This is a genomic window from Polaromonas sp. SP1, from assembly GCF_003711205.1.
Taxonomy (GTDB): Bacteria; Pseudomonadota; Gammaproteobacteria; order Burkholderiales; family Burkholderiaceae_C; genus Polaromonas.
In genome coordinates, this window is sequence record NZ_CP031013.1 from 1,980,834 (window position 1) to 2,002,396 (window position 21,563).

Consider the following 21,563-nt stretch of genomic DNA (forward strand, 5'->3'; position numbering starts at 1 on the left):
GCGTGTAAAAAGTGGGAAAAAGGGGCATTAATTCCCGGGCCAGGCGCACCTGGTGGCGCTGTCTAGAATGTTTGACCTCTTCAGGAAAGACCGCATTCATGTCCCAGGGAACCATCCGCATCCGCGGAGCTCGCCAGCACAACCTCAAAAACCTCGACCTGGATATCCGCACCGGTGAAATGACGGTTGTTACAGGCCCCAGCGGCTCCGGAAAGTCTTCCCTGGTGTTCGACACGCTGTTCGCCGAAGGCCAGCGCCGCTATGTCGAGACCTTCTCGGCCTATGCGCGGCAGTTCCTGGATCGCATGGACAAGCCGGCCGTCGACAAGGTGGAAGGCGTGCCGCCCGCCATCGCCATCGACCAGACCAACCCGGTGCGCAGCTCGCGCTCCACCGTGGGCACCATGACGGAGCTCAACGACCACCTGAAGCTGCTCTACGCGCGCGCCGCGCAGCTCTTCGACAGGCAGACCGCACAAAGCGTGCGGCACGACACGCCCGAATCGATTTACGCCGAACTGATGGCGCGCACCAAAGAAGGCGACCCGCGTGTGGTGCTGACTTTCCCGGTCGAGCTGCCGGGCAACACCAGCCCCGAGCAGGTTGAGCAGTGGCTGTCCGTCAGCGGCTTCACGCGTGTGCATGCACAGCGCGATGTCGCCACGCCGGCAGGCCCGCACAAGCTGCTCGATGTGGTGGCAGACCGCTTTCGCGCCCATGCGGTGGAAAAGTCCCGTGTGCTGGAGGCGATTGAAACCGCGCTTAAACGTGGCGGGCGTCTCAATATTTACGTGCAACACGCCGAAGACGGTCAGCCTGATGTCATGTGGCGTTTCTCCACAGGCCTGCATTGCCCCGACAGCGACCTGCGCTACACCAACCCCACGCCCTCGCTGTTCTCCTTCAACTCGGCGATGGGCGCCTGCGAGACCTGCCGCGGCTTCGGCCGCGTCATCGGCGTCGACTACGGCCTGGTGATCCCCAACGACAAACTCACCCTGCGCGCCGGCGCCATCAAGACGATCCAGACCCCCGCCTGGAAAGAAGCGCAGGACGACCTGATGCGCCACGCCGAAGCGGCCGGTATCCCGCGCGACACGCCCTGGTACAAACTCACGCCCGAGCAGCAGGGCTGGGTCATCAACGGCACGCCGGGCTACAAGGACGGCAACTGGAACAAGCAGTGGTACGGCATCAAGCGCTTCTTCGAATACCTCGAGAGCAAGGCCTACAAGATGCACATCCGTGTGCTGCTGTCCAAGTACCGCAGCTACACCCCCTGCGAGACCTGCGGCGGCGCACGCCTGAAGCTCGAGTCGCTGCTCTGGCGCCTGGGCTCCAAAGAGGCCGCCGACGCGGTGCTGCCGGCCAGCCAGCGCTTTATGCCGGTCGGCGTGCAGTGGAGCCGCGAGCAGCTCGAGGCCTTGCCGGGCCTGGCGCTGCATGACCTGATGCGCCTGCCCATCGACAGGCTGCGGCAATTCTTCAGCGGCCTCTCGCTCGACGTGATGGGTGACGACGCCGAACTGCAGGCGCTGAGATCCCTGTTCGAGGAAATCCAGACGCGCGTGAAGTACCTCTGCGATGTCGGTATCGGCTATCTCACGCTCGACCGGCAAAGCCGCACGCTCTCGGGCGGTGAAGTACAACGCATCAACCTCACCACCGCACTGGGCACCTCGCTGGTCAACACGCTGTTTGTGCTGGATGAGCCTTCCATCGGCCTGCACCCGCGCGACATGAACCGCATCACCCAGGCCATGCACCGCCTGCGCGACGCCGGAAACACGCTGGTGGTGGTCGAGCACGACCCGGCCGTCATGCTGGCGGCCGACCGCCTGATCGACATGGGCCCGGGCCCCGGCGAGAAGGGCGGGCAGATCGTATTCGACGGCACGCCTGACGACATCAAGCATGCCGACACCCTGACCGGCGCCTACCTCGGCTCACGCAAGCAGGTGGGCATGGGCTTCAAGCGCGCGGTGACCGAGAACACGCCGCGCCTCATCCTCGAAGGTGCACGCGACCACAACCTGAAAAACCTGACGGTCGACTTCCCGCTGCAGCGCCTGGTCTGCGTCACCGGCGTCAGTGGCTCGGGCAAGTCCACGCTGATGCAGGACATCCTGGCGCCGGCACTGCTGCGCCAGTTCGGCAAGGCGACCGAAACGCCGGGGCTGCATGACCGCCTCATGGGCGCCGACCACCTGACCGATGTGGTGTTTGTTGACCAGTCGCCCATCGGCAAGACGGCGCGCTCCAACCCCGCCAGCTATGTGGGCGCGTGGGACGCGGTGCGCGATCTCTTCGCCCTGGCGCCGCTGGCCAAACAGCGCAGTTACACCGCCACCAAGTTCAGCTTCAACAACGGCGACGGGCGCTGCCCGACCTGCGGCGGATCGGGCTTCGAGCACGTCGAGATGCAGTTTTTGAGCGACGTCTACCTGCGCTGCCCCGACTGCGACGGCAAGCGTTACCGCGCCGAGATACTTGAAGTGACGATTGAGCGCAAGGCGATCGGCGACGCGAAGCCGCGCCTGCTCAATGTGTCCGACGTGCTGGACCTTACGGTGAGTGAAGCGGTTGCCCTTTTTGCGCAAGACCGCGAAGTGGTGCGTGCGCTGCAGCCCATCGTGGATGTGGGCCTGGAATACGTGAAGCTGGGCCAGCCCGTGCCCACGCTCTCCGGCGGTGAGGCGCAGCGCCTGAAGCTCGCGGGTTTCCTGGCCAATGCCAGCAAAACCACCAGCGCCAGCAAACAGGCGCTGGCGCTCCGGCAACCGGGCCGCGGCACGCTGTTTTTGTTCGACGAGCCGACCACCGGCCTGCACTTTGACGATATCGCCAAGCTGATGCGCGCGCTGCGCAAGCTGCTTGAAGCCGGCCATTCGCTGATCGTCATCGAGCACAACCTCGACGTGATCCGCTCGTCCGATTGGCTGATCGACCTGGGCCCCGAAGGCGGCGAAGGCGGCGGCCTGCTGGTGGCGCAGGGCACGCCTGAAGAGGTGCGCCAGCACCCGACATCGCACACCGCACTGGCCCTGCGCGAGTACGAGCAGGCCATGGGCAAGGTGCATGGTGTTGAAGAGTCGCGCCCCAAAACCTGGACCACACGCCCGGCTTTTTCCAACCTGATCCAGATCGTCAACGCCAAAGAGAACAACCTCAAGAGTTTGTCGGTCGACATTCCGCGCGGCAAGTTCAATGTGGTGACCGGCGTGTCCGGCTCCGGCAAGTCGACGCTGGCCTTTGACATCCTGTTCAACGAAGGGCAGCGGCGTTACCTGGAGTCCCTCAACGCCTACGCGCGCAGCATCGTGCAACCGGCGGGCCGGCCCGAGGTCGATGCGGTCTACGGCATCCCGCCCACCGTGGCGATCGAGCAGCGCCTCTCGCGCGGCGGCCGCAAGTCCACCGTGGGCACGACCACCGAGGTCTGGCATTTCCTGCGCCTGCTCTACGTCAAGCTGGGCATCCAGCACTGCACCAAAGACGGCGCGGCCGTGATGCCGCAAAGCCCCGAGAGTATCGCGGCCCAATTGATCAAAACCTACCGCGGCCAGCACATCGGCCTGCTGGCGCCGCTCGTGATCGCGCGCAAGGGCGTCTACACCGAGCTGGCCGACTGGGCGCGCCCGCGCGGCTACACGCACCTGCGCATCGACGGCGAGTTTTTGCCGACCACTGGCTTTCCGCGCATCGACCGCTTCAAGGAACACACGGTGGAGCTGCCGATTGCCGACATCAATGTGTCGCCCGACAACGAAGCCGCGCTGCGTGCTGCGCTCACGACGGCGCTGGAGCACGGCAAGGGCGTCGTCCACGTGCTCGCCCCGCTCGACGGCCTGCGCGGCGCGATGATGGCCGGCGCCAGCGCCAAAGGCATCGGCAAGCTGATCGCGTTTTCGACCAAGCGCGCCTGCCCGATCTGCGCCACCTCGTATGCCGAGCTGGACCCGCGCCTCTTCAGCTACAACAGCAAGCACGGCTGGTGCCCCGACTGCGTGGGCACCGGCGTCAAGCTCACGAAAGAGCAGCGCAAGGTGTTTGACGACTCGGTGATGGACGACGACAACAAGGGCCGCGAACAAAGTTTTGCCGAGCCCGAAGTGGAAGACGTGGCCGGCACGGCCTGCCCGACCTGCGAAGGGACACGCCTCAATGCCAAGGCCCGCGCGGTGAAGTTCGCAGGCGTCGGCATTGCCGACATCGCGGCGCTGTCGGTGACCGACGTGCGGCGCTGGGTCGAAAAGCTCGCATTGCTGGGCCGCGAGGCCGGCATCGCACGCGACCTGATTCCCGAGATCAAGAGCCGGCTCGAATTCCTCGAAGACGTGGGTCTGGGCTACCTGACGCTGGACCGCGGCGCTCCCACGCTCTCGGGCGGCGAGGCGCAGCGCATCCGCCTGGCCGCGCAGCTGGGCTCCAACCTGCAGGGTGTTTGTTATGTGCTCGATGAACCCACGATTGGCTTGCACCCGCGCGACAACCAGATTTTGCTGAGCGCCTTGGGCAAGCTCAGCGACCGCGGCAACACGCTGGTGGTGGTTGAGCATGACGAAGACACGATTCGCCGCGCCGACAACATCATCGACATCGGCCCCGGCGCCGGCAAGCGCGGCGGCACGCTGGTGGCGCAGGGCACGGCGGCGCAGCTGTCGGCCGTGCCGGAATCGCTGACGGGTCGCTACCTGGCGAACCCGCTGATCCACCCGCTGCAGGTCCGCCGCGAAACACGCAAGGGCGTGGCGCCGGTGGCGGCCGTGAAGGAGGCGCCCGTTGACGTGAACGCCAAGCCGGTCAGCAAGCAGAAGGCCGCCACGCTGAAAGCCGCGGCGCTCAAGGCCGCGGCAGCCAGCGCCAGCGCGCTGCACAATGCGGCGCCGGCAGAAGCAGGGCCTTTCACGTCCTGGCTCACCGTCGTCAATGCCGACCTGCACAACCTGAAAGACGTGTCGGTCACCGTGCCGCTGTACCGCCTGGTGGCGGTGACGGGCGTGTCGGGCTCCGGCAAGTCAACGCTCGCCCGCGACGTGCTGCTGACCAACGTGCATGCGGGCGTGATGCAGCGCTCCACCAAGTCGGGCCGCGACGCCGACGACAAGGGCAACACGCCCGACTGGACCGGCTGCGAACGCATCGAGGGTTATGCGGCGGTGGACCGCGTGCTCGAAGTCGACCAGACGCCGATCGGCAAGACGCCGCGCTCCTGCCCGGCCACCTACATCGGCTTTTGGGACACGATACGCAAGCTCTTTGCCGATACGCTGGAAGCCCGCGCGCGCGGCTACGGCGCCGGGCGCTTTTCGTTCAACACCGGCGAGGGCCGCTGCCCGACCTGCGAAGGCGCGGGCGTGCGCACCATCGGCATGAGCTTTTTGCCCGACGTGAAGGTGCTGTGCGAAACCTGCCACGGCGCGCGCTTCAACCCCGAAACGCAGGCCGTGACCTGGCGCGGCAAAAACATCGGCGACGTGCTGAAGATGGAGGTCGATGAGGCGGTGGACTTCTTCTCGTCCATGCCCAACATCAGCCACCCGCTGCAGTTGCTGAAAGACGTGGGCCTGGGCTACCTGACGCTGGGCCAGCCGTCGCCCACGCTGTCGGGCGGCGAGGCGCAGCGCATCAAGCTGGTGACCGAGCTCAGCAAGGTGCGCGACGACATCACGCGCCGCGGCCAGAAGGCGCCGCACACGCTCTATGTGCTGGACGAGCCCACGGTGGGCCTGCACATGGCCGACGTCGAAAAGCTGATCCACGTGCTGCACCGCCTCGTCAACGGCGGCCACAGCGTGGTGGTGATCGAGCACGACCTGGACGTGATCGCCGAAGCCGACTGGGTGATTGACCTGGGGCCGGACGGCGGGAATGCGGGCGGGCGTGTGGTGGCATCTGCGCCGCCCGAAGCCGTGGTGAAGTTGGGTACGCACACAGGAAAAGCGTTGCAAAGCGTGCTGGCACGGGTATGAATTGAATGGGCGTGTTCCAATTATTCGTCGAATATTTGCATTCGACGAAAAAATGGAACATACTTCAGGGGTCATGAGCTCTTCTCCCAAGGTCATCCACACCCAGCGCATTCTTGATCTGGCGCGCCAGAAGGGAATGCTTCGCCCTGGCGACCTGCAAGGCGTCGGGGCCGCAAGGGTGCTACTGACCCGGATGACGGCCAGCGGCCAACTTGAAAAAGTGGGGCGCGGCCTGTATCGGATTCCGGGAGCGAATGCCTCGGAGCATGAAACCCTCTCCACGGTCGCGATGAGGGTGCCGCAGGCGGTGTTTTGCCTGCTCACGGCGTTGCAGCTCCATGGCCTGACCACCCAGCTTCCACGCCAGGTGTGGATCGCCATGCCGCGCGGCAGCCATGTGCCCAGACTGGATTACCCGCCGCTAAAAATGGTGCAGTTCACCGGCGAGGCCTATGCCGAAGGCGTGGAGGTCTTCGAGCGGGATCAGGTGTCCCTGCGCGTTTACGGCGTGGCAAAAACGGTGGCCGATTGCTTCAAGCATCGCAACAAAATTGGCCTCGATGTGGCGCTGGAGGCACTGCGGGATGTGCGCTCACAAAAGAAAGCCTCTGCCGACGATCTCTGGCATTTCGCCAAGATTTGCCGCGTGGCTAACGTGATGCGCCCCTACCTGGAGGCGGTTGAATGAGCAAAGACCTGGCCGCATCTGTACGGGCGCGCCTCTTGAACAAAGCGAAGGCCGAGCAATCGGATTTCAACGGCGTGCTGGTCCGTTATGCGCTGGAGCGGCTGCTGTATCGCCTGAGCCAATCTGTGCACGCCGATCATTTTCTGCTCAAAGGCGCCATGTTGTTCACACTCTGGTACGACATGCCGCACCGGCCCACGCGTGACGTGGATCTGTTGGGCTTTGGCGCCAGCGACCCGGCGTCCGTCACGCAAACCTTCAAGGAGATTGCCTCAGTGGTGTCGGAGGACGGCATGCGCTTTGACCCGGAAAGCGTGGTTGCTGAAGAAATTCGCAAGGAGGCAGGCTACGCCGGGGTGCGGGTGTTCATCACTGCGGAACTGGCCGGTGCGCGCGTGAAGACGCAGATTGACATAGGCTTTGGCGACGCCGTGACACCCGGTCCCCAGCAGGCCGTGTATCCCGTCATGCTCGATGACTTTCCGGCACCGACGTTGCAAGCCTACCCGGTGTACACCGTGATTGCTGAAAAGCTGCATGCCATTGCCCTGCTGGGCATGACCAACAGCCGCCTGAAGGACTATCTGGATTTGTCCGTGCTGCTAGAGCGTGAAGCGCTGGATCCAAACACCCTTGCGAAGGCGATTGCCGGGACTTTCCAGCGACGCGGCATGCGGGTACCGGCCACACTGCCCGTGGGCTTGAGCGATGAATTTGCCAACGACACCTCGCGGCAGGCCCTGTGGCGCGCCTTTCTGAAAAAGAACCAGCTCAATGGCGTTCCCTTGCCCGAATTGGTCGCCGCATTGCGCGCCGGATTTGAACCCGCATTGCAACAGGCTGTATCGGAAAAAGGGCGGTGATAAACCGCTGACGCCCGCGCGACAGACTTCAGGTGTTGCCCTGATGCGTCGGCCGGCGGCGGCACGCATGATCTGCGTTGAACCCCAGACTAGGAGACCGCTTCATGAAACGCCGCCATCTATTGCAATCCGCCGCCGCCCTGGCTGCTCCGTCTCTCGCCGTGCCGGCCCAGGCACAGACTTTCCCGGCCAAGCCCATCAAGCTGGTCATCGCCTTTCCGGCGGGCGGGCCGACCGACATCACCATGCGCTCGCTGGCCGACAACGCCGGCAAGATCCTCGGCCAGCCGGTGATTGTGGAGAACAAACCCGGCGCGGGCGGCACCCTGCCGGCCCAGCAACTGCAAAGCGCACCGGCCGACGGCTACACGCTGGCGCAGATTCCATTGGGGGTGTTCCGCCTGGGCTACACCACCAAGATCAACTGGGACCCGGTGAAAGACATCAGCTACGTCATCAACGTGACGGGCTACGCCTTCGGCATCGTGGTGCCGGCCGACAGCCCGCTCAAGACCTGGGCCGACTTTGTCGCCTATGCCAAGGCCAACCCCGGCAAGTTGACGTACGGCTCCACCGGCACGCTGACCAGCCCGCACCTGACGACCGAGCTCATCGCGCAAAAGGCCGGCATCGAGCTGCAGCATGTGCCCTACAAAGGCAGCGCCGATTTGATGCTGGCGCTGGTCAGCGGCCAGCTGATGGCCGGCGCCGACAGCACCGGTTTTGCGCCGCAGGTGGAGGCCGGCAAGCTGCGTGTGCTCAACACCTGGGGCGAAAAGCGGCTCGACAAATTCCCGAATGCGCCCACGCTGAAAGAGCTGGGTTACGACATGGTGCAGAACTCGCCTTTCGGCATTGGCGCGCCCAAAGGCACGCCGCCCGAGGTCGTCAAGCGGCTGCATGATGCGTTCAAGAAAGCGATGGAAGAACCCAGCTACGTGGCGGCGCTGGCCCGTTACGACATGCTGCCCAACTACCTGAGCTCGGCGGACTACACGAAGTTTGCGCAAGACACGGTTGGGCGCGAAAAGGTGCTGATCGACAAACTCGGGTTAGCGAAACCATAGCTAGGGCACACCCCTATCGGGGCTCACTGCGTGTAGCCTCTTTTCCCCTTGCAGGGGACGGCGCTAGCGGCCCGGCAAAGCCGGTTCCGCGGCGCCTGCTGGATCAGGCAGGGCCGTTCGGATTGGCCAGCACGAATAGTTCGTCGGCCAGCTGCCCGGCCAACTCCGGTTCCACGCCCGCCCCAAAAATCAGACGGTAAATGATGGGCGCCATCATGTGGTCCAGTACCTGCTGCACGGTGGGTGTGGCGTCGCCGCGGGCCTGGGCGCGTTGGACGAGCACCGTGGCTTCGTTGCGGCGGTTTTTCAGGCAGTTGGTCTCTTCTGACCCGGCCAGTGCGGCCGCCGCCTTCAGCAAGGAGGCATTGCCTGGCTTGTTGAGGTGGGTGATCAGTTCCTGGGCCCAGGCCGTGAGTTCGGCTTTCAGGTCGCCGGTCTCCGGCAGCGGGCGGTTCGGGTCCAGCCGGTTGCTGGCGGTTTCGTCGAGCAGGCCGTTCACGTCGCCCCAGCGCCGGTAAATGCTGGAGGCGCTCACGCCGGCGCGCTCGGCCACGGCCGGCACGGTCACCTTGTCGCGGCCTTCCTGGGCAATCAGCTCTTCCAGTGCCTTGCGCACCACAAATTGCACCTGCGCGCTGCGGCCGCCGGGGCGTTTGTTCTGGGGTGTGGGTGAAGTGCTCATCAGGGCGAATTTTATCCTAAAAGCAATGATCTTTGCGTTAATTTTAAAACCGGCGTAGAATTCACAAACGCAAATAAATTCGCTTTAAGAAAGTTGAGCGTTCCCCATGACCGCACCCGCCGCCCCTTCATTGCAATCCTCTGCCTCTTCGGGGGCCACCCGCTGGAAATTGCCGCCCGCAGCCGCCTTCCCGCTGCTGGCCATCTTGCTTTTCGCCTTTTTTGTGGCCGGCAGTGCGCCTTCGCCGCTGTTTGTCGTCTTCCAGCAGCAGTGGGGCTTTTCACCGGCGCTGCTGACGGTAGCGTTTGCGATCTATGCGATTGCACTGCTGGCCTCGCTGCTGGTGGCCGGCTCGCTGTCTGACCACATCGGCCGGCGGCCGGTGGTGTTTACCGCCTTGCTGCTGCAGGCCGGCGCGATGCTGACCTTTTTGCTGGCCGAAAGCATCCACGGCATCATCGCCGCGCGCATCGTGCAGGGCATTGCGACCGGCATGGTCAGCGGTGCGCTGACGGCCGCGGTGGTCGAAGCCGCCCCGGCCGCGCAAAAACGCCTGGGCGCCATGATCGGCAGCGTCTCGCCGCTGGCGGGGCTGGCCGTGGGCGCGCTGCTGACCGGCATCGCCGTCAAGTTCGCATTGCACCCGGTGCCGCTGGTGTTCGGTGTGCTGGTGGCCATCTGTGTGGTCGGTGCGGTGGCTACGCTCTTCCTGCCTGAAAGCGCCACGCCGCGCCCAGGCGCGCTCGCCTCGCTGGTGCCGCGCATTTCGATCCCGGCGCAGGCGCGCGCTGAATTCTTCCGTGGCGTGCCGACGATGCTGGCCGTGTGGTCGCTTGCGGGGCTTTACCTGTCACTGGTGCCGTCCATGCTGCAGCAGATCTTTGGCATCCACGACGGCGTCGTCAACGGCCTGGCTATTGCGACCTTTTTCGGGTTGGGTGCTGCGTCGCCAACCTTGCTGAAAAACCTGTCGCCTGTGCGCATGAGCGCCGTCGGCATGAGTTTGCTGGCCGTGGGCGCGGGCCTGGTGGTGCTGGCGCTGGCCACGCGCTCTGTGGCGTTGTTTTTTGCGGGCACGGCGCTGGCGGGTTTTGGCGGCGGCTCGGCTTTCTCTGCCCAGGTGCAGACGCTGGCGCCGCTCGCGCAGCCGCATCAACGGGCGGAGCTGTTTGCCGCGCTGTATGCCACCAGCTACCTGGCTTTCAGCGTGCCCGCCATGCTGGCTGGCCGCTTGATCGCGCCGCTGGGTTTGCCTGCCACGGTAGAGGGCTATGCGGGGTTGGTGCTGGCTGTGGCCGCCCTGGGCGCCTGGCTACGCTGGGGCTCGGTCCGCCGCGGATAGGTGCTCACCCCTGCTGACGCTCACTTCGTGTAGCGTCCCCTCCCCTTGCAGGGGACGGCGCCTGCGGCCGGGCAGAGCCCGATCCGCGGCACCCGCTGAATCAATGGAGGGCAGCCGCGCGGATGGGTTGGCTTAATCCAGCAGCGCGCGGACTACCTCGGTGAACCCTGCGCCGCGCTCACCGCGTGTCACGTAGGTTGGCAAATGCGCCAGCTGCGGCACAAAGCGCGCGATATTGGCCACGCCCACGCTGTTCGCAAAGGTCTTGAACATCAGCTGGTCGTTGGTCGAATCGCCCACATACACCCAGCGATCCATCTCGGTGTCCAGATCGCGCTGCCAGAGCTGCCGGACAATCCAGCGCGCGCCTTCCAGCTTGTTGTGCCCGCCGTACCAGCCGTTGATGTGGATGCTGCTGACGGTGGCGTGCATGCCTTCGCTTTTCATCAGCGCCACTACGGCAGCGATCTGCGCCTCGCTCAAGTGCACAAATTCGCTGTGGTCGATGGCGATGTCGGTTGCGCGGCCCGGCGAGTCGGTGGCGCGGGCCACGCCTGGCATCTCGCGCTCAATGCGCGCCAGCACGGCCTGCATGCGGGCGAAGTTGGCGCTGCGTGTGGCGGCGTCCTGTTGATATAGTTTTGATAGCGGCCTGCCCACGTCCTGTATGGGCTGCAGGCCTTTTTTATGCTCAGGGCGCAGGGCGACGGCGCCGTTCTCCGCCACGATGGCATCCACCGGCCAGCTTGCCGCAAAAGGCTCACTCCAGCCGACCGGCCGGCCGGTGATGGCCACCACTTTGAGCCCGGCCGCTTTCAGTTCACCCAATGCCTGCAGCGCATCCGGGGTGATTTCGCCTTCCGTGGTGAGTGTGTCGTCGATGTCGGTGAAGACGCCGGTAATCTGCGCGCGCTCGGCGGGCGGCCAGGCGTTGAGGTCTTTCATCATCGCTTTCTCAATACCTCAATGCCCATCAACAGGGCGCTGACTGTGATCACCAAACCCGCGATCCCCTGGATCCAATCGTTGAACGACAGTTTCCCGGGCTCAAGCACCGCTTCGGATGGATAGCCGGGATCGTAGTAAACGGCCACCGTGTCGCCTTTTTTGAACGCAGCCTGGAATTGCTCGGACTCACTCCTGGAAAGGCAGCTGTCCGATGCGCGCACATTCTGGCCGGTGAAGTGCCGGCCTTGCACCTTGTAGCTGTAGGTGGCAATCGGCTCATAACAATCGTCTTGCCTGTCCGAAGCGGGCTTCACGCCGGAAGAAAGTATTTGCGCGCTGCCGGTTTCCCAATCGAGGGTTTCTGAGGCCCGGTAGGCCTTGGAGGCAAAGTTGGCGCTCATGCCCGCGCCCATGAGCAGGAACAGGGCACAGTAGACGGGCGTCAGAGGGGGATACCTCATCAGGCCGCCTCGTAGCCGCAATGCCTGACGGCAAGGGGAAAGTGGCGCGCGTCGAAGTCTTGCATGGTGAAATTCTCGCATGTATGGCCCCCACGGTCGTGCACTTCGTGTCACTCCCTGCCCCCCGAGGGGGCCGCCCGCCTGTGGCCCGGCAAAGCCGGTTCCACGGCTCATGCTGGCGTGAAGAGTCAGGGGCGTAACGAGGGGAGGTCTTCACCAGTGGGGGCCGAGGGTCCGGCTTCGCCGGCCCCAGGCGCCGCCCCCTGAGGGGGGAGCAGGCTACACGAAGTGAGCCTGAACGGGGGGGTATAATCAGCCCTCCTGAGGAGCGTTGCAAGCCACGTCATGTGGACCAGGCTCAGGACTTCATTGCAACCACGCTCACCCGCATGTGCTCTCAAGCCGGGTGAATGACTGAATTCTCCCTTCCCTTGACTGCCGCATGCCCGTGGCGATTTTGCCCAGTTGACGTTTGATATTTGGAGAACCGTATGAGCGCCGTCCTGAAACCTTCCACCGACCACATCATTGCCGACATTTCGCTTGCCGCCTGGGGCCGCAAGGAACTGAACATCGCGCAAACCGAAATGCCCGGCCTGATGGCCATCCGCGAAGAGTTCGCGAAAGCGCAGCCGCTCAAGGGCGCGCGCATCACCGGCTCGCTGCACATGACGATCCAGACCGGCGTGCTGATCGAAACCCTGCAAGCCCTGGGCGCCGACGTGCGCTGGGCTTCGTGCAACATCTTCTCGACGCAAGACCACGCCGCCGCTGCGATCGCCGCCGCCGGCACGCCTGTCTTCGCCATCAAGGGCGAAACCCTGGCCGACTACTGGGACTACACCCACCGCATTTTTGAATTCAACGGCGCCAAGGGCACGCCTGAAGAAGGCCCCAACATGATCCTGGACGACGGCGGCGACGCGACGCTGCTGATGCACCTGGGCACCAAGGCCGAAAAAGACGCCAGCCTGATCTCCAAGCCCGGCAGTGAAGAAGAAGTCTGCCTCTTCAACTCGATCAAGGCCAAGCTCGCGCAAGACCCGACCTGGTACAGCCGCCGCCTGAAAAACATCATCGGCGTGACCGAAGAAACCACCACCGGCGTGCTGCGTTTGAATGAAATGTCGGCCAAGGGTACGCTGGCCCTGCGCGCCATCAACGTGAACGACTCCGTCACCAAGAGCAAGTTCGACAACCTGTATGGCTGCCGCGAATCGCTGGTCGACGCCATCAAGCGCGCCACCGACGTGATGGTTGCCGGCAAGGTTGCCCTCGTGGCCGGTTACGGCGACGTGGGCAAGGGCTCGGCCCAAGCCCTGCGCGCCCTGAGCGCCCAGGTCTGGGTGACCGAGATCGACCCGATCAACGCCCTGCAGGCCGCGATGGAAGGCTACAAGGTCGTGACCATGGAATACGCTGCGGACAAGGCCGACATTTTTGTGTCCGCCACCGGCAACAAGAACGTCATCACCTATGAACACATGGCCGCGATGAAAGACCAGGCCATCGTCTGCAACATCGGCCACTTCGACAACGAAATCGACGTTGCCGCGCTCGAAAAATGCAAGTGGGAAGAGATCAAGCCGCAAGTCGACCACGTGATCTTTCCGGATGGCAAGCGCATCATCCTGCTGGCCAAGGGCCGCCTCGTCAACCTGGGTTGCGGCACCGGCCACCCCAGCTTCGTGATGTCGTCCAGCTTCGCCAACCAGACGATTGCACAGATCGAGCTGTTCACCAAGAAAGACGCTTACGAAGTGGGCAAGGTCTATGTGCTGCCCAAGCACCTCGACGAGAAGGTGGCGCGTTTGCACCTGAAGAAGGTCGGTGCCATGCTGACTGAATTGAGCGATGAGCAGGCTGCGTACATCGGCGTGTCGAAGGCCGGCCCGTACAAAGCCAACACCTACCGCTATTAATTTTCCTGGCTACTGCGCGACCCGGTAGCGGCGTTGCGGATCCCGATCAGGTAATCCTCATGCACCTCAAGTGCATTCCGGTTGCCTGACGCCCGCGCCTTGCTCTCGGGCCGCTCGCTACGCCCTTGAGGCTGTTGTTGGAATACCGGAACACACACCATGCGCGCTGACCTATTCCTCGTCGACCACGGCCATGCCGCCACCCGCTCCCAGGCCCAGCGCCTGATTGCGTCGGGTGTGCAGTGGCGCGCGGAAACCGACGCGCCCTGGAAGAAGGTCGCCAAGAACGGTGACGAGATTCCGCCGGGCGCCCAGCTGCAATTGCTGGACACCACCGAAGCCAAATACATCTCGCGCGGCGGGCTCAAGCTGGAAGGCGCGCTCAAGGCCACCGGCCTGAAGGTCGCCGGCCTGCGCTGCCTGGATATCGGCCAGTCCACCGGCGGTTTTACCGACTGCCTGCTGCAGCACGGCGCCGCGCAGGTGGTGGGCGTGGACGTGGGCCACGGCCAGCTGCATGCCAGCCTGCGTGAGGATCCGCGCGTCATTTGCATTGAAGGCGTGAACGCCCGGTCCATGACTGCTGCAGATTTGATAGCGGGACATGCAGGCGATACGGGGGCTACAGGCTATTTTGATGACGAATTCGAAGACGATGAGGACGTGCAGGAAGAACCCGCCGTCGAAGCCGGCTTTGACTTCCTGACCGGCGATTTGTCCTTCATCTCGCTCACCCTGGTGCTGCCGGCGGTCGTTCGCCTCCTCAAGCCCGGCGGCGATTTGCTGATGCTGATCAAGCCGCAGTTCGAGTTGCAGCCCGGCCAGATCGGCAAGGGCGGCATTGTGCGTGACGCGGCACATTTTGAGTTTGTGGAAAAGCGTTTGCGTGATGCCTGCGCGGCCTTGGGCCTGGACGTGAAGGCCTGGCTGGCGTCGCCGATTGAAGGCGGCGACGGCAACCGCGAATTTTTTATCCAGGCCGTCAAGGGTGCTGATGTGGCGGGCGAAGACCAGCCGCTGCCGGCCGCGCCGCAGCGCAAGGTTGCCAAGCGCGTGCCCCGCAGCGAGCTGCGTGCCGCCCGTGCGCCGCACGAAGACTCTGAACTCGCGCATGCCGGCCAGCCTGGCCCTGCACGTGGCAAGCGGCGCGAGAAGAAAAACGACAACGACGAATAAACGACGAGTGAGATCCGAGATGAACCTGCCCCTCAGCTTTGAATTCTTTCCGCCCAAGACGCCTGAAGGCGCTGAAAAACTTCGCGTCACGCGCCAGGCGCTGTATGCGCACAAGCCCGAGTTCTGCTCGGTCACCTTTGGCGCCGGCGGCTCCACGCAAGACGGCACCTTCGGCACGGTGAAAGAAATCCTGGACGAAGGCGTGGCCGCGGCCTGCCATTTCTCCTGCGTGGGCGCGACCAAAGCCACGGTACGCGAACAACTCGCCACCTTGCGCGCCATGGGCGTCAAGCGCCTTGTCGCGCTGCGCGGCGACTTGCCCAGCGGCTACGGCGCCGGCGGCGAGTTTCATTACGCCAGCGACCTGGTGGCCTTTATCCGCGAAGAAACCGGCGACGCCTTTCACATCGAAGTGGCGGCTTACCCCGAAATCCATCCGCAAGCCAAATCGGCCGATGCCGACCTGCAGGCCTTTGTCAAAAAAGTGAACGCCGGCGCCAACTCGGCCATCACGCAATACTTCTTCAACCCCGACGCCTACTTTCGTTTTGTCGACGACGCGCAGGCGCTCGGTGTCGACGTGCCGGTGGTGCCCGGCATCATGCCGATCACCAGCTCCACGCAGCTCATGCGTTTTTCGGATGCCTGCGGCGCCGAGATCCCGCGCTGGATACGCCTGCGCCTGCAGGGCTTTGGCGACGACACCGCCTCCATCAAGAGCTTCGGCCTGGATGTGATCACCGGCCTGTGCGAGCAGCTTTATGCCGCCGGCGTGCCCGGCATCCACTTCTACACGATGAACCAGGCCGCGGCGACGACCGAAATCATCCGGCGCTTGAACCGGGCCTGAGCCCTGGCACCCATGCGGCAGGGTGTGGTCCGGTTTGCTTTTATTGCCGCTGCCATGGCGGGGCTGGCCCTTCTGTCGGCCTGCACGACAACAGCGCCCACCACACCGCAAGGTGTTCGCACCGAAGCGGCAAAACCCCGGCCGGCTGTGGCGCCGTCGCCGGCCGCTCCCGAATTGCCCACCGACGAAGTGGCGACTATCCCTTCCGTCTTCCCCAGGCCCGAGTTACTCGCCGGTGAAGTCCCGCGCGAGTTCCAGCGCGGCACCGCGTCGTGGTACGGCCCGCGCTTTAACGGCAGGCGCACTGCCAGCGGCGAGCGTTTTGACATGACCGAATTCACCGCCGCCCACCGCACCTTGCCCTTCGGCACCCTGGTACGTGTGCACAGCCTGGTCAATGGCCGCGACGTGGACGTGCGCATCACCGACCGCGGCCCCTACGCCGGCAACCGCATCATCGACCTGAGCCGCGCCGCCGCCGAAGAGCTGGGCATGCTGGGCCTGGGCTTCAAAGAGGTCGTGCTGATGGTGCCCGAGTCCACACCCGATGTGGCCGTGACGCCGCCGCCGGCCCGCAAGCCAATGCGCAAACCGCGCCGGCCTGCGCCTGCCGCCAGGAACTAGTGCAGCGGCAACAGAATCAAGGCCAAATCAGCCTGCAGCCCAATCGCCGCCTTGGCAGGTAGCTCCTGAATTGATAGCAAGCGGCGGGTTTAGACCAGCAGCCCGAAGCGGCGCAGGCGTTCCAGCAATGCTGCGCTGTCCTGCGCCGGCGGCGGCTTGCCTTGCTGCAGCTGCATCAGCAGGTCGTACTCCGCCGCACTCAGGTTGACCAGCTGGTGCCAGATGTTGCAGGCCGCGCCGGGCTGCAGCGCCGCCGCGGGATGCACCACCGCCTGGCCGGCCGCCACCTGCGCCGCCGACGCACATGCGAGCGGCCTGCGCACGTAGCGCACACGGCCGGTGATGATCAGCTCTTCCACGCAGGCCGTCACCGCGGAGGGGTCTGCCACGGTGTGCAATTCTGCGAATGACAGCGTCGCCGGAAACGCGGCATCCAGCGCGGCGTGCACGGCGGCCATGGCGGAGAACAGCGCCGCGCGCGGCAAACCCGTCTGCGTCTGCGGGTCTTCGGCCCAGGCGTAATGCAGCTTGTCCATGCACTGCACATCGAGCCGGTACTTCACGTTCTTCTTGTGGGCGGCATGCACCAGCAGGCTGCGGCGAAAGCTGCGGTTGGTCAGGAAGTCGAGGTACTGCTCCATCAACACCTGGTCGTTGCCGGCTTCTTTCATCAGGGGCTCGGCCGCCTGTGCGCCGTGGTTGCTGACGAACATGGTCTGGGGATCGGCATCGCCCAGGTAGTCCAGCCCCTGCGCCCGGGCCGAGGCGACGAAGTCGCGGAAATACATGGGCTGGTTGCAGTGCTCCAGGAATTCATGCATCAGGTAAGCCGGCCCTGCGGCCTCAATGGTGGGCATCACCTCGTCGAGCGCCCTGCGCAGCAGGCTGCCCTCGGCCGACATTTGAACGAGGAACTCCAGCATGCCGCGCGCATACCCGAGTTTTTCATCGGGCGTGCTGCGCGCTTCAGAGCGAAACAGCATGGCGTCACGCACGATCTCGCGTGCCTTCCAGCCGGGGTAGGTGTTGAAGCTGATGTAGGCCATGCCGGCAGGCGCCAGGTGCGCGCTGCAAATGCGCATGATGGCCTGCCGCACGGAATCAGGCACCCAGCTGTAGACGCCGTGGCAAATGATGTAGTCGAAGCTGCCGAGGGACGCGTCCACGTCTTCCAGGTTCATCTGGCGCAGCGAGAGGTTGGTGATGCCCTGCTGCTGCACACGCTCAATGCCTTGCGCAATCTGCACTGCCGACAAGTCCAGGCCGACCACATGCGCCTGTGGATGCCGCAGCGCAAACGGGATGATGTTGCCGCCGGAAGCGCAGCCCAGTTCCAGAACGCGCGCGTTGGCCGGCGGCGCCGGCGCCAGGCCGAACAGCGTTGCAATGCCTTCCAGCCGTTCGGGCGCGGATTGCGGAAACGGGTGCGAGGTATAGGGCACCTCGTCGTAGCTTTGCCGGAGGAGGTCGGTCAGGTGTTGGGACATGGGGCGGTTTGCCTGATTCTCGGTGGAGTCCGCATTGTGCCCGGCGCTTCCGATGGGCTTACAGGGTCAATCAAGGCGCTGGCGCAAATTGCCTGAATTTATTAGAATTTCAGTAATTCCTGAAAATTCAAGAAGTCAAAGACGCCAGAAAGGCAGCAAAAACCATGAACCTCGCCCCCTTGACCCAGCGTTTTGTCCTGCATTTCGGTGAAATGGGCAGCCGTTGGGGCATCAACCGCACCGTGGGGCAGATTTATGCCCTTTTATATGTATCTCCCCGCGCGCTCAATGCCGACGAAATCGGCGAGGCGCTGGCGTTTTCGCGGTCCAACGTCAGCATGGGCCTGAAGGAGCTGCAGTCGTGGAACCTGGTGCGGCTGCAACACCTGCCGAATGACAGGCGCGAGTACTTTCAGGCGCCTGAAGACGTATGGGCCATCTTCCGCACCCTGGCGGAGGAGCGCCGCAAACGCGAGATCGACCCGACGCTGTCGATGCTGCGCGATGCGCTGATGGAGCACCCTTCGCATGCGGACGACATCCATGCCCAGGCGCGCATGAAGCAGATGCACGACTTGATTGAGCTGATGACAGGCTGGCTGGCCGATGTGCAAAAAATGGATTCGGCCACGCTGATGAGCCTGATGAAGATGGGCGCAAAAGTACAGAAGCTGCTGGAGATGAAAGGCAAGGTCACCAGCACCGTGAAGGCCGGTTTGACAGGCCGCGCGGCATCCCCCACAGTGACGGCAAAGCTTTCTGAAGCGCCCGAGCCCGCAGCACAGCCTGCCCACCTTCCCGATGAAAACAGGAGTTGATGATGGACGGACTTGACGCATTCCTGTTGGCCCGTATCCAGTTTGCCGCCAACATCACCTTTCACATCCTCTTCCCCACCATCAGCATCTCGCTGGGCTGGGTGCTGCTGTACTTCAAGCTGCGCTTCGTCAAAAGCCAGGACCAATTCTGGATGGACGCCTACCAGTTCTGGGTGAAGATTTTTGCGCTGACGTTTGCGCTGGGTGTGGTCAGCGGCATCACCATGAGTTTCCAGTTCGGCACCAACTGGCCGGGCTATATGGAAAAGGTCGGCAACATCGCCGGGCCGCTGCTGGCGTATGAAGTGCTCACGGCCTTCTTCCTGGAGGCCACCATGCTGGGCGTGATGCTGTTTGCGCGTGAACGCGTGAGCGAGACCATGCACACCGTGGCCACGCTGCTGGTGGCGGGCGGCACCACGCTGTCGGCCTTCTGGATCCTGGCGCTCAACTCGTGGATGCAGACGCCGGCGGGTTTTGAAATGATCAACGGCCAGGCGCATGTGACGAGCTGGTTCGAGGTGATCTTCAACCCGTCCTTCCCCTACCGCCTCACGCACATGCTGCTGGCTTCGGGCCTCACGGTGGCCTTCCTGGTGGCGGGCATCTCGGCTTACCGCTGGCTGCGCGACGACCGCAGCGCGGAAGTCATCGCCAGCCTGAAGACCGGCATCTACATGGCCGCCATGCTGATCCCGCTTCAGATCATCGCGGGCGACCTGCACGGCCTGAACACGCTGGAGCACCAGCCGGCCAAGCTGGCCGCGATGGAAGGCATCTGGAAAACCGAAAAAGGCGTGCCGGCCGTGCTGTTTGCCTTGCCCGACGAGAAGGCCAAAGAGAACCGCTACGAGATCGCGATTCCCAAACTCGCGTCGCTCTACCTCACGCACTCGCTGGACGGTGAAGTCAAAGGCCTGGACCAGTTTGAAGGCAAGCATCCGCCGGTGGCGCCGGTGTTCTGGGCCTTCCGCATCATGGTCGGTGTGGGCATGCTGATGCTGCTTGTCAGCTGGGCCAGCGTGCTTCGGTTGGCGCCATGGAAGAAGGACCCGTCGCGCGAACTCACGGTGTGGCATGCCCGCCTGCTCGTGGCCATGACCTTTGCGGGCTGGATTGCGCTGGTCGCCGGCTGGTACGTGACCGAGATCGGCCGCCAGCCCTGGCTGGTGACGGGCGTGCTGACGGCGGCCGATGCGGCCTCGAAAGTGCCGGCGCCGCGCATCGCGCTCACGCTGGCGATGTACCTGGTGCTGTATGCGGTGCTGCTGGTGTCATACATCTCGGTGGTGTTTTACCTGGCGCGCCACAAGAAGCATGCCGACAAACCGTTCGGCGACGACGGCACGGCCGGCGATACCGAGAAGGCGCTCAACGTCGTGAATTACCCCGAGAAGGAAGGAGCTGCCCATGCTTGATCTTGCCCCCGACCTGACGCAAGCCGCCGGCTGGATGCCCATCGTCTTCCTGGTGGTGATGGGGCTGGCGATGCTGGCCTATGTGGTCCTGGACGGCTACGACCTCGGCGTGGGCGTCCTGATGCGCCGCGCCGGCGACGACGACAAGGACACCATGATCGCCAGCATCGGCCCCTTCTGGGACGCCAATGAAACCTGGCTGGTGCTGGGCGTGGGCATCCTGCTGACGGTGTTCCCGATGGCGCACGGCGTGATTCTGGGCGCGCTGTATCTGCCGGTGGCCTTCATGCTGATAGGCCTTACGCTGCGCGGCGTGGCATTCGACTTCCGCGTGAAGGCGCGCGCCAGCCACAAGCCGCTGTGGAACCGCATGTTCTACACCGGCTCGCTGCTGGCGAGCTGGTCGCAGGGCTACATGCTGGGCTCGCTGATCACCGGTTTTGCCTCGGACTGGTGGACGATTGTGTTCAACGCCGTGATCGGCGCCGCGCTGGTGGCGGCGTACTGCCTGCTGGGCGCGGGCTGGCTCATCATCAAGTCGGAAGGCGAGCTGCAGCTTCGCGCGGTGCGCTGGGCGCGCGGCAGCCTGTGGTTCACCATGGCCGGTGTGGCCGCGATCTCGATCGCCACGCCGCTGGTCAGCCCGACGATTTTTGCCAAGTGGTTTTCGTTTCCCAACATCGTGTTGCTGCTGCCGATCCCGGCGGCTACGGCGGTGCTCTTCGGCGTGATCTTCCGCAGCCTGCAGCGCCTGCCGGTGCGGCTGGGGCAGGGCAACGAGTACGGCGCCTGGGTGCCCTTCGGCGCGACGGTGGGCGTGTTCTTGCTGGCCTTCTACGGCCTGGCGTACAGCCTCTTCCCCTGGCTGGTGATCGACAAGCTCACCATCTGGCAGGCTGCCACGGCGCCGGAGGCGATGGGGGTGATTTTGGTGGGGGCCTTGGTGGTGTTGCCGATGATTGTTGGGTACACGGTATTCGCATACCGCGTCTTCTGGGGCAAGAGCACTGCTCTGAAATATTGACCCTGTCTCCGTTCGCCCTGAGGTATCGAAGGGCTGGCGCAGCACAGGCTTCGATACCTCAGCCCGAACGGAGGGAGGTTGCGCGTCGGGCCCTTCCTTTCGATACCTCAGGGCGAACGGGGAAGGTTCCGCGGCTCATGCTGGCCTTGGCGCGGCTCGCTTCGCCTCGCGTTTGGCGGTAGGCGCTATCAAATTAGTAGCTGCTTGCTCATGCTCCGCTT

General features: G+C 64.2%; 16 protein-coding genes and 1 riboswitch. Of the genes, 12 read left to right on the forward strand and 4 right to left on the reverse strand.

All coding sequences use genetic code 11. The features are described 5' to 3' along the window. Positions 1-98 precede the first annotated feature (98 nt). The 4 genes from uvrA to DT070_RS09385 all read left to right on the forward strand — a co-directional run bounded on the left by uvrA (position 99) and on the right by DT070_RS09385 (position 8,590). The gene (gene uvrA / locus DT070_RS09370; protein WP_122955143.1) at positions 99-5,972 is read left to right on the forward strand and encodes an excinuclease ABC subunit UvrA; all 5,874 of its coding nucleotides are present in this window, start codon (positions 99-101) and stop codon (positions 5,970-5,972) included. A 73-nt stretch (positions 5,973-6,045) separates the two neighbouring features. After that, a complete protein-coding gene (locus DT070_RS09375) occupies positions 6,046-6,660 on the forward strand; it encodes an AbiEi antitoxin N-terminal domain-containing protein (RefSeq protein ID WP_228778531.1) in 615 nt (204 codons plus the stop codon). Then, on the forward strand, positions 6,657-7,523 hold the full coding sequence (locus DT070_RS09380) for a nucleotidyl transferase AbiEii/AbiGii toxin family protein (RefSeq protein WP_122955145.1): 867 nt from the start codon (positions 6,657-6,659) through the stop codon (positions 7,521-7,523). The genes DT070_RS09375 and DT070_RS09380 overlap by 4 nt, the downstream gene beginning before the upstream one ends. 104 nt (positions 7,524-7,627) lie before the next feature. After that, positions 7,628-8,590: a tripartite tricarboxylate transporter substrate binding protein gene (locus tag DT070_RS09385; RefSeq protein WP_122955146.1), complete on the forward strand. Its 963-nt coding sequence runs from the start codon at positions 7,628-7,630 to the stop codon at positions 8,588-8,590. A gap of 103 nt (positions 8,591-8,693) precedes the next feature. On the opposite strand, the gene DT070_RS09390 is transcribed toward DT070_RS09385, so the two are convergent. Beyond that, positions 8,694-9,272 (reverse strand): TetR/AcrR family transcriptional regulator, encoded by a 579-nt coding sequence (locus DT070_RS09390; RefSeq protein ID WP_122955147.1) that lies wholly within the window; start codon positions 9,270-9,272, stop codon positions 8,694-8,696. 106 nt (positions 9,273-9,378) lie between these two features. Here DT070_RS09390 and DT070_RS09395 point away from each other — a divergent pair, with 106 nt between their 5' ends. Then, positions 9,379-10,614, forward strand: coding sequence for an MFS transporter (locus DT070_RS09395; protein ID WP_122955148.1), 1,236 nt, complete (start codon positions 9,379-9,381; stop codon positions 10,612-10,614). A gap of 132 nt (positions 10,615-10,746) precedes the next feature. Here DT070_RS09395 and DT070_RS09400 read toward each other — a convergent pair whose 3' ends face one another. Further along, positions 10,747-11,559 carry an HAD-IIB family hydrolase gene (locus tag DT070_RS09400; protein ID WP_122957340.1) on the reverse strand — a complete coding sequence of 271 codons (813 nt, stop codon included), beginning with the start codon at positions 11,557-11,559 and terminating at the stop codon, positions 10,747-10,749. Further along, a complete protein-coding gene (locus DT070_RS21295) occupies positions 11,559-12,197 on the reverse strand; it encodes a DUF3592 domain-containing protein (protein ID WP_122955149.1) in 639 nt (212 codons plus the stop codon). Before DT070_RS21295 ends, DT070_RS09400 begins: the two co-directional genes overlap by 1 nt. A gap of 143 nt (positions 12,198-12,340) precedes the next feature. Beyond that, a riboswitch (S-adenosyl-L-homocysteine riboswitch) is annotated at positions 12,341-12,413 on the forward strand. Positions 12,414-12,514: 101 nt separating this feature from the next. Between DT070_RS21295 and ahcY the strand changes: the two genes are divergently transcribed. From ahcY to DT070_RS09425, 4 genes are all read left to right on the forward strand, one after another. Further along, positions 12,515-13,945, forward strand: coding sequence for an adenosylhomocysteinase (ahcY, locus tag DT070_RS09410; RefSeq protein ID WP_122955150.1), 1,431 nt, complete (start codon positions 12,515-12,517; stop codon positions 13,943-13,945). A 159-nt stretch (positions 13,946-14,104) separates the two neighbouring features. Beyond that, positions 14,105-15,121: a TlyA family RNA methyltransferase gene (locus tag DT070_RS09415; protein ID WP_122955151.1), complete on the forward strand. Its 1,017-nt coding sequence runs from the start codon at positions 14,105-14,107 to the stop codon at positions 15,119-15,121. A 19-nt stretch (positions 15,122-15,140) separates the two neighbouring features. Continuing rightward, complete coding sequence (gene metF / locus DT070_RS09420; protein WP_122955152.1) at positions 15,141-15,971, forward strand: methylenetetrahydrofolate reductase [NAD(P)H]; 831 nt, start codon at positions 15,141-15,143, stop codon at positions 15,969-15,971. Positions 15,972-15,983: 12 nt separating this feature from the next. Further along, positions 15,984-16,595, forward strand: coding sequence for a septal ring lytic transglycosylase RlpA family protein (locus DT070_RS09425; protein ID WP_122955153.1), 612 nt, complete (start codon positions 15,984-15,986; stop codon positions 16,593-16,595). Positions 16,596-16,684: 89 nt separating this feature from the next. Here the strand turns inward: DT070_RS09425 and DT070_RS09430 are convergent, their stop codons facing one another. Next, positions 16,685-18,082 (reverse strand): class I SAM-dependent methyltransferase, encoded by a 1,398-nt coding sequence (locus tag DT070_RS09430; protein ID WP_122955154.1) that lies wholly within the window; start codon positions 18,080-18,082, stop codon positions 16,685-16,687. 164 nt (positions 18,083-18,246) lie between these two features. Between DT070_RS09430 and DT070_RS09435 the strand changes: the two genes are divergently transcribed. From DT070_RS09435 to DT070_RS09445, 3 genes are read left to right on the forward strand one after another with little or no spacing between them, the layout of a single operon-like run. Further along, on the forward strand, positions 18,247-18,900 hold the full coding sequence (locus DT070_RS09435) for a GbsR/MarR family transcriptional regulator (RefSeq protein WP_122955155.1): 654 nt from the start codon (positions 18,247-18,249) through the stop codon (positions 18,898-18,900). Positions 18,901-18,902: 2 nt separating this feature from the next. Further along, positions 18,903-20,318 carry a cytochrome ubiquinol oxidase subunit I gene (locus DT070_RS09440; protein WP_122955156.1) on the forward strand — a complete coding sequence of 472 codons (1,416 nt, stop codon included), beginning with the start codon at positions 18,903-18,905 and terminating at the stop codon, positions 20,316-20,318. Continuing rightward, positions 20,311-21,342: a cytochrome d ubiquinol oxidase subunit II gene (locus DT070_RS09445; RefSeq protein WP_122955157.1), complete on the forward strand. Its 1,032-nt coding sequence runs from the start codon at positions 20,311-20,313 to the stop codon at positions 21,340-21,342. Before DT070_RS09440 ends, DT070_RS09445 begins: the two co-directional genes overlap by 8 nt. Positions 21,343-21,563 lie beyond the last annotated feature (221 nt).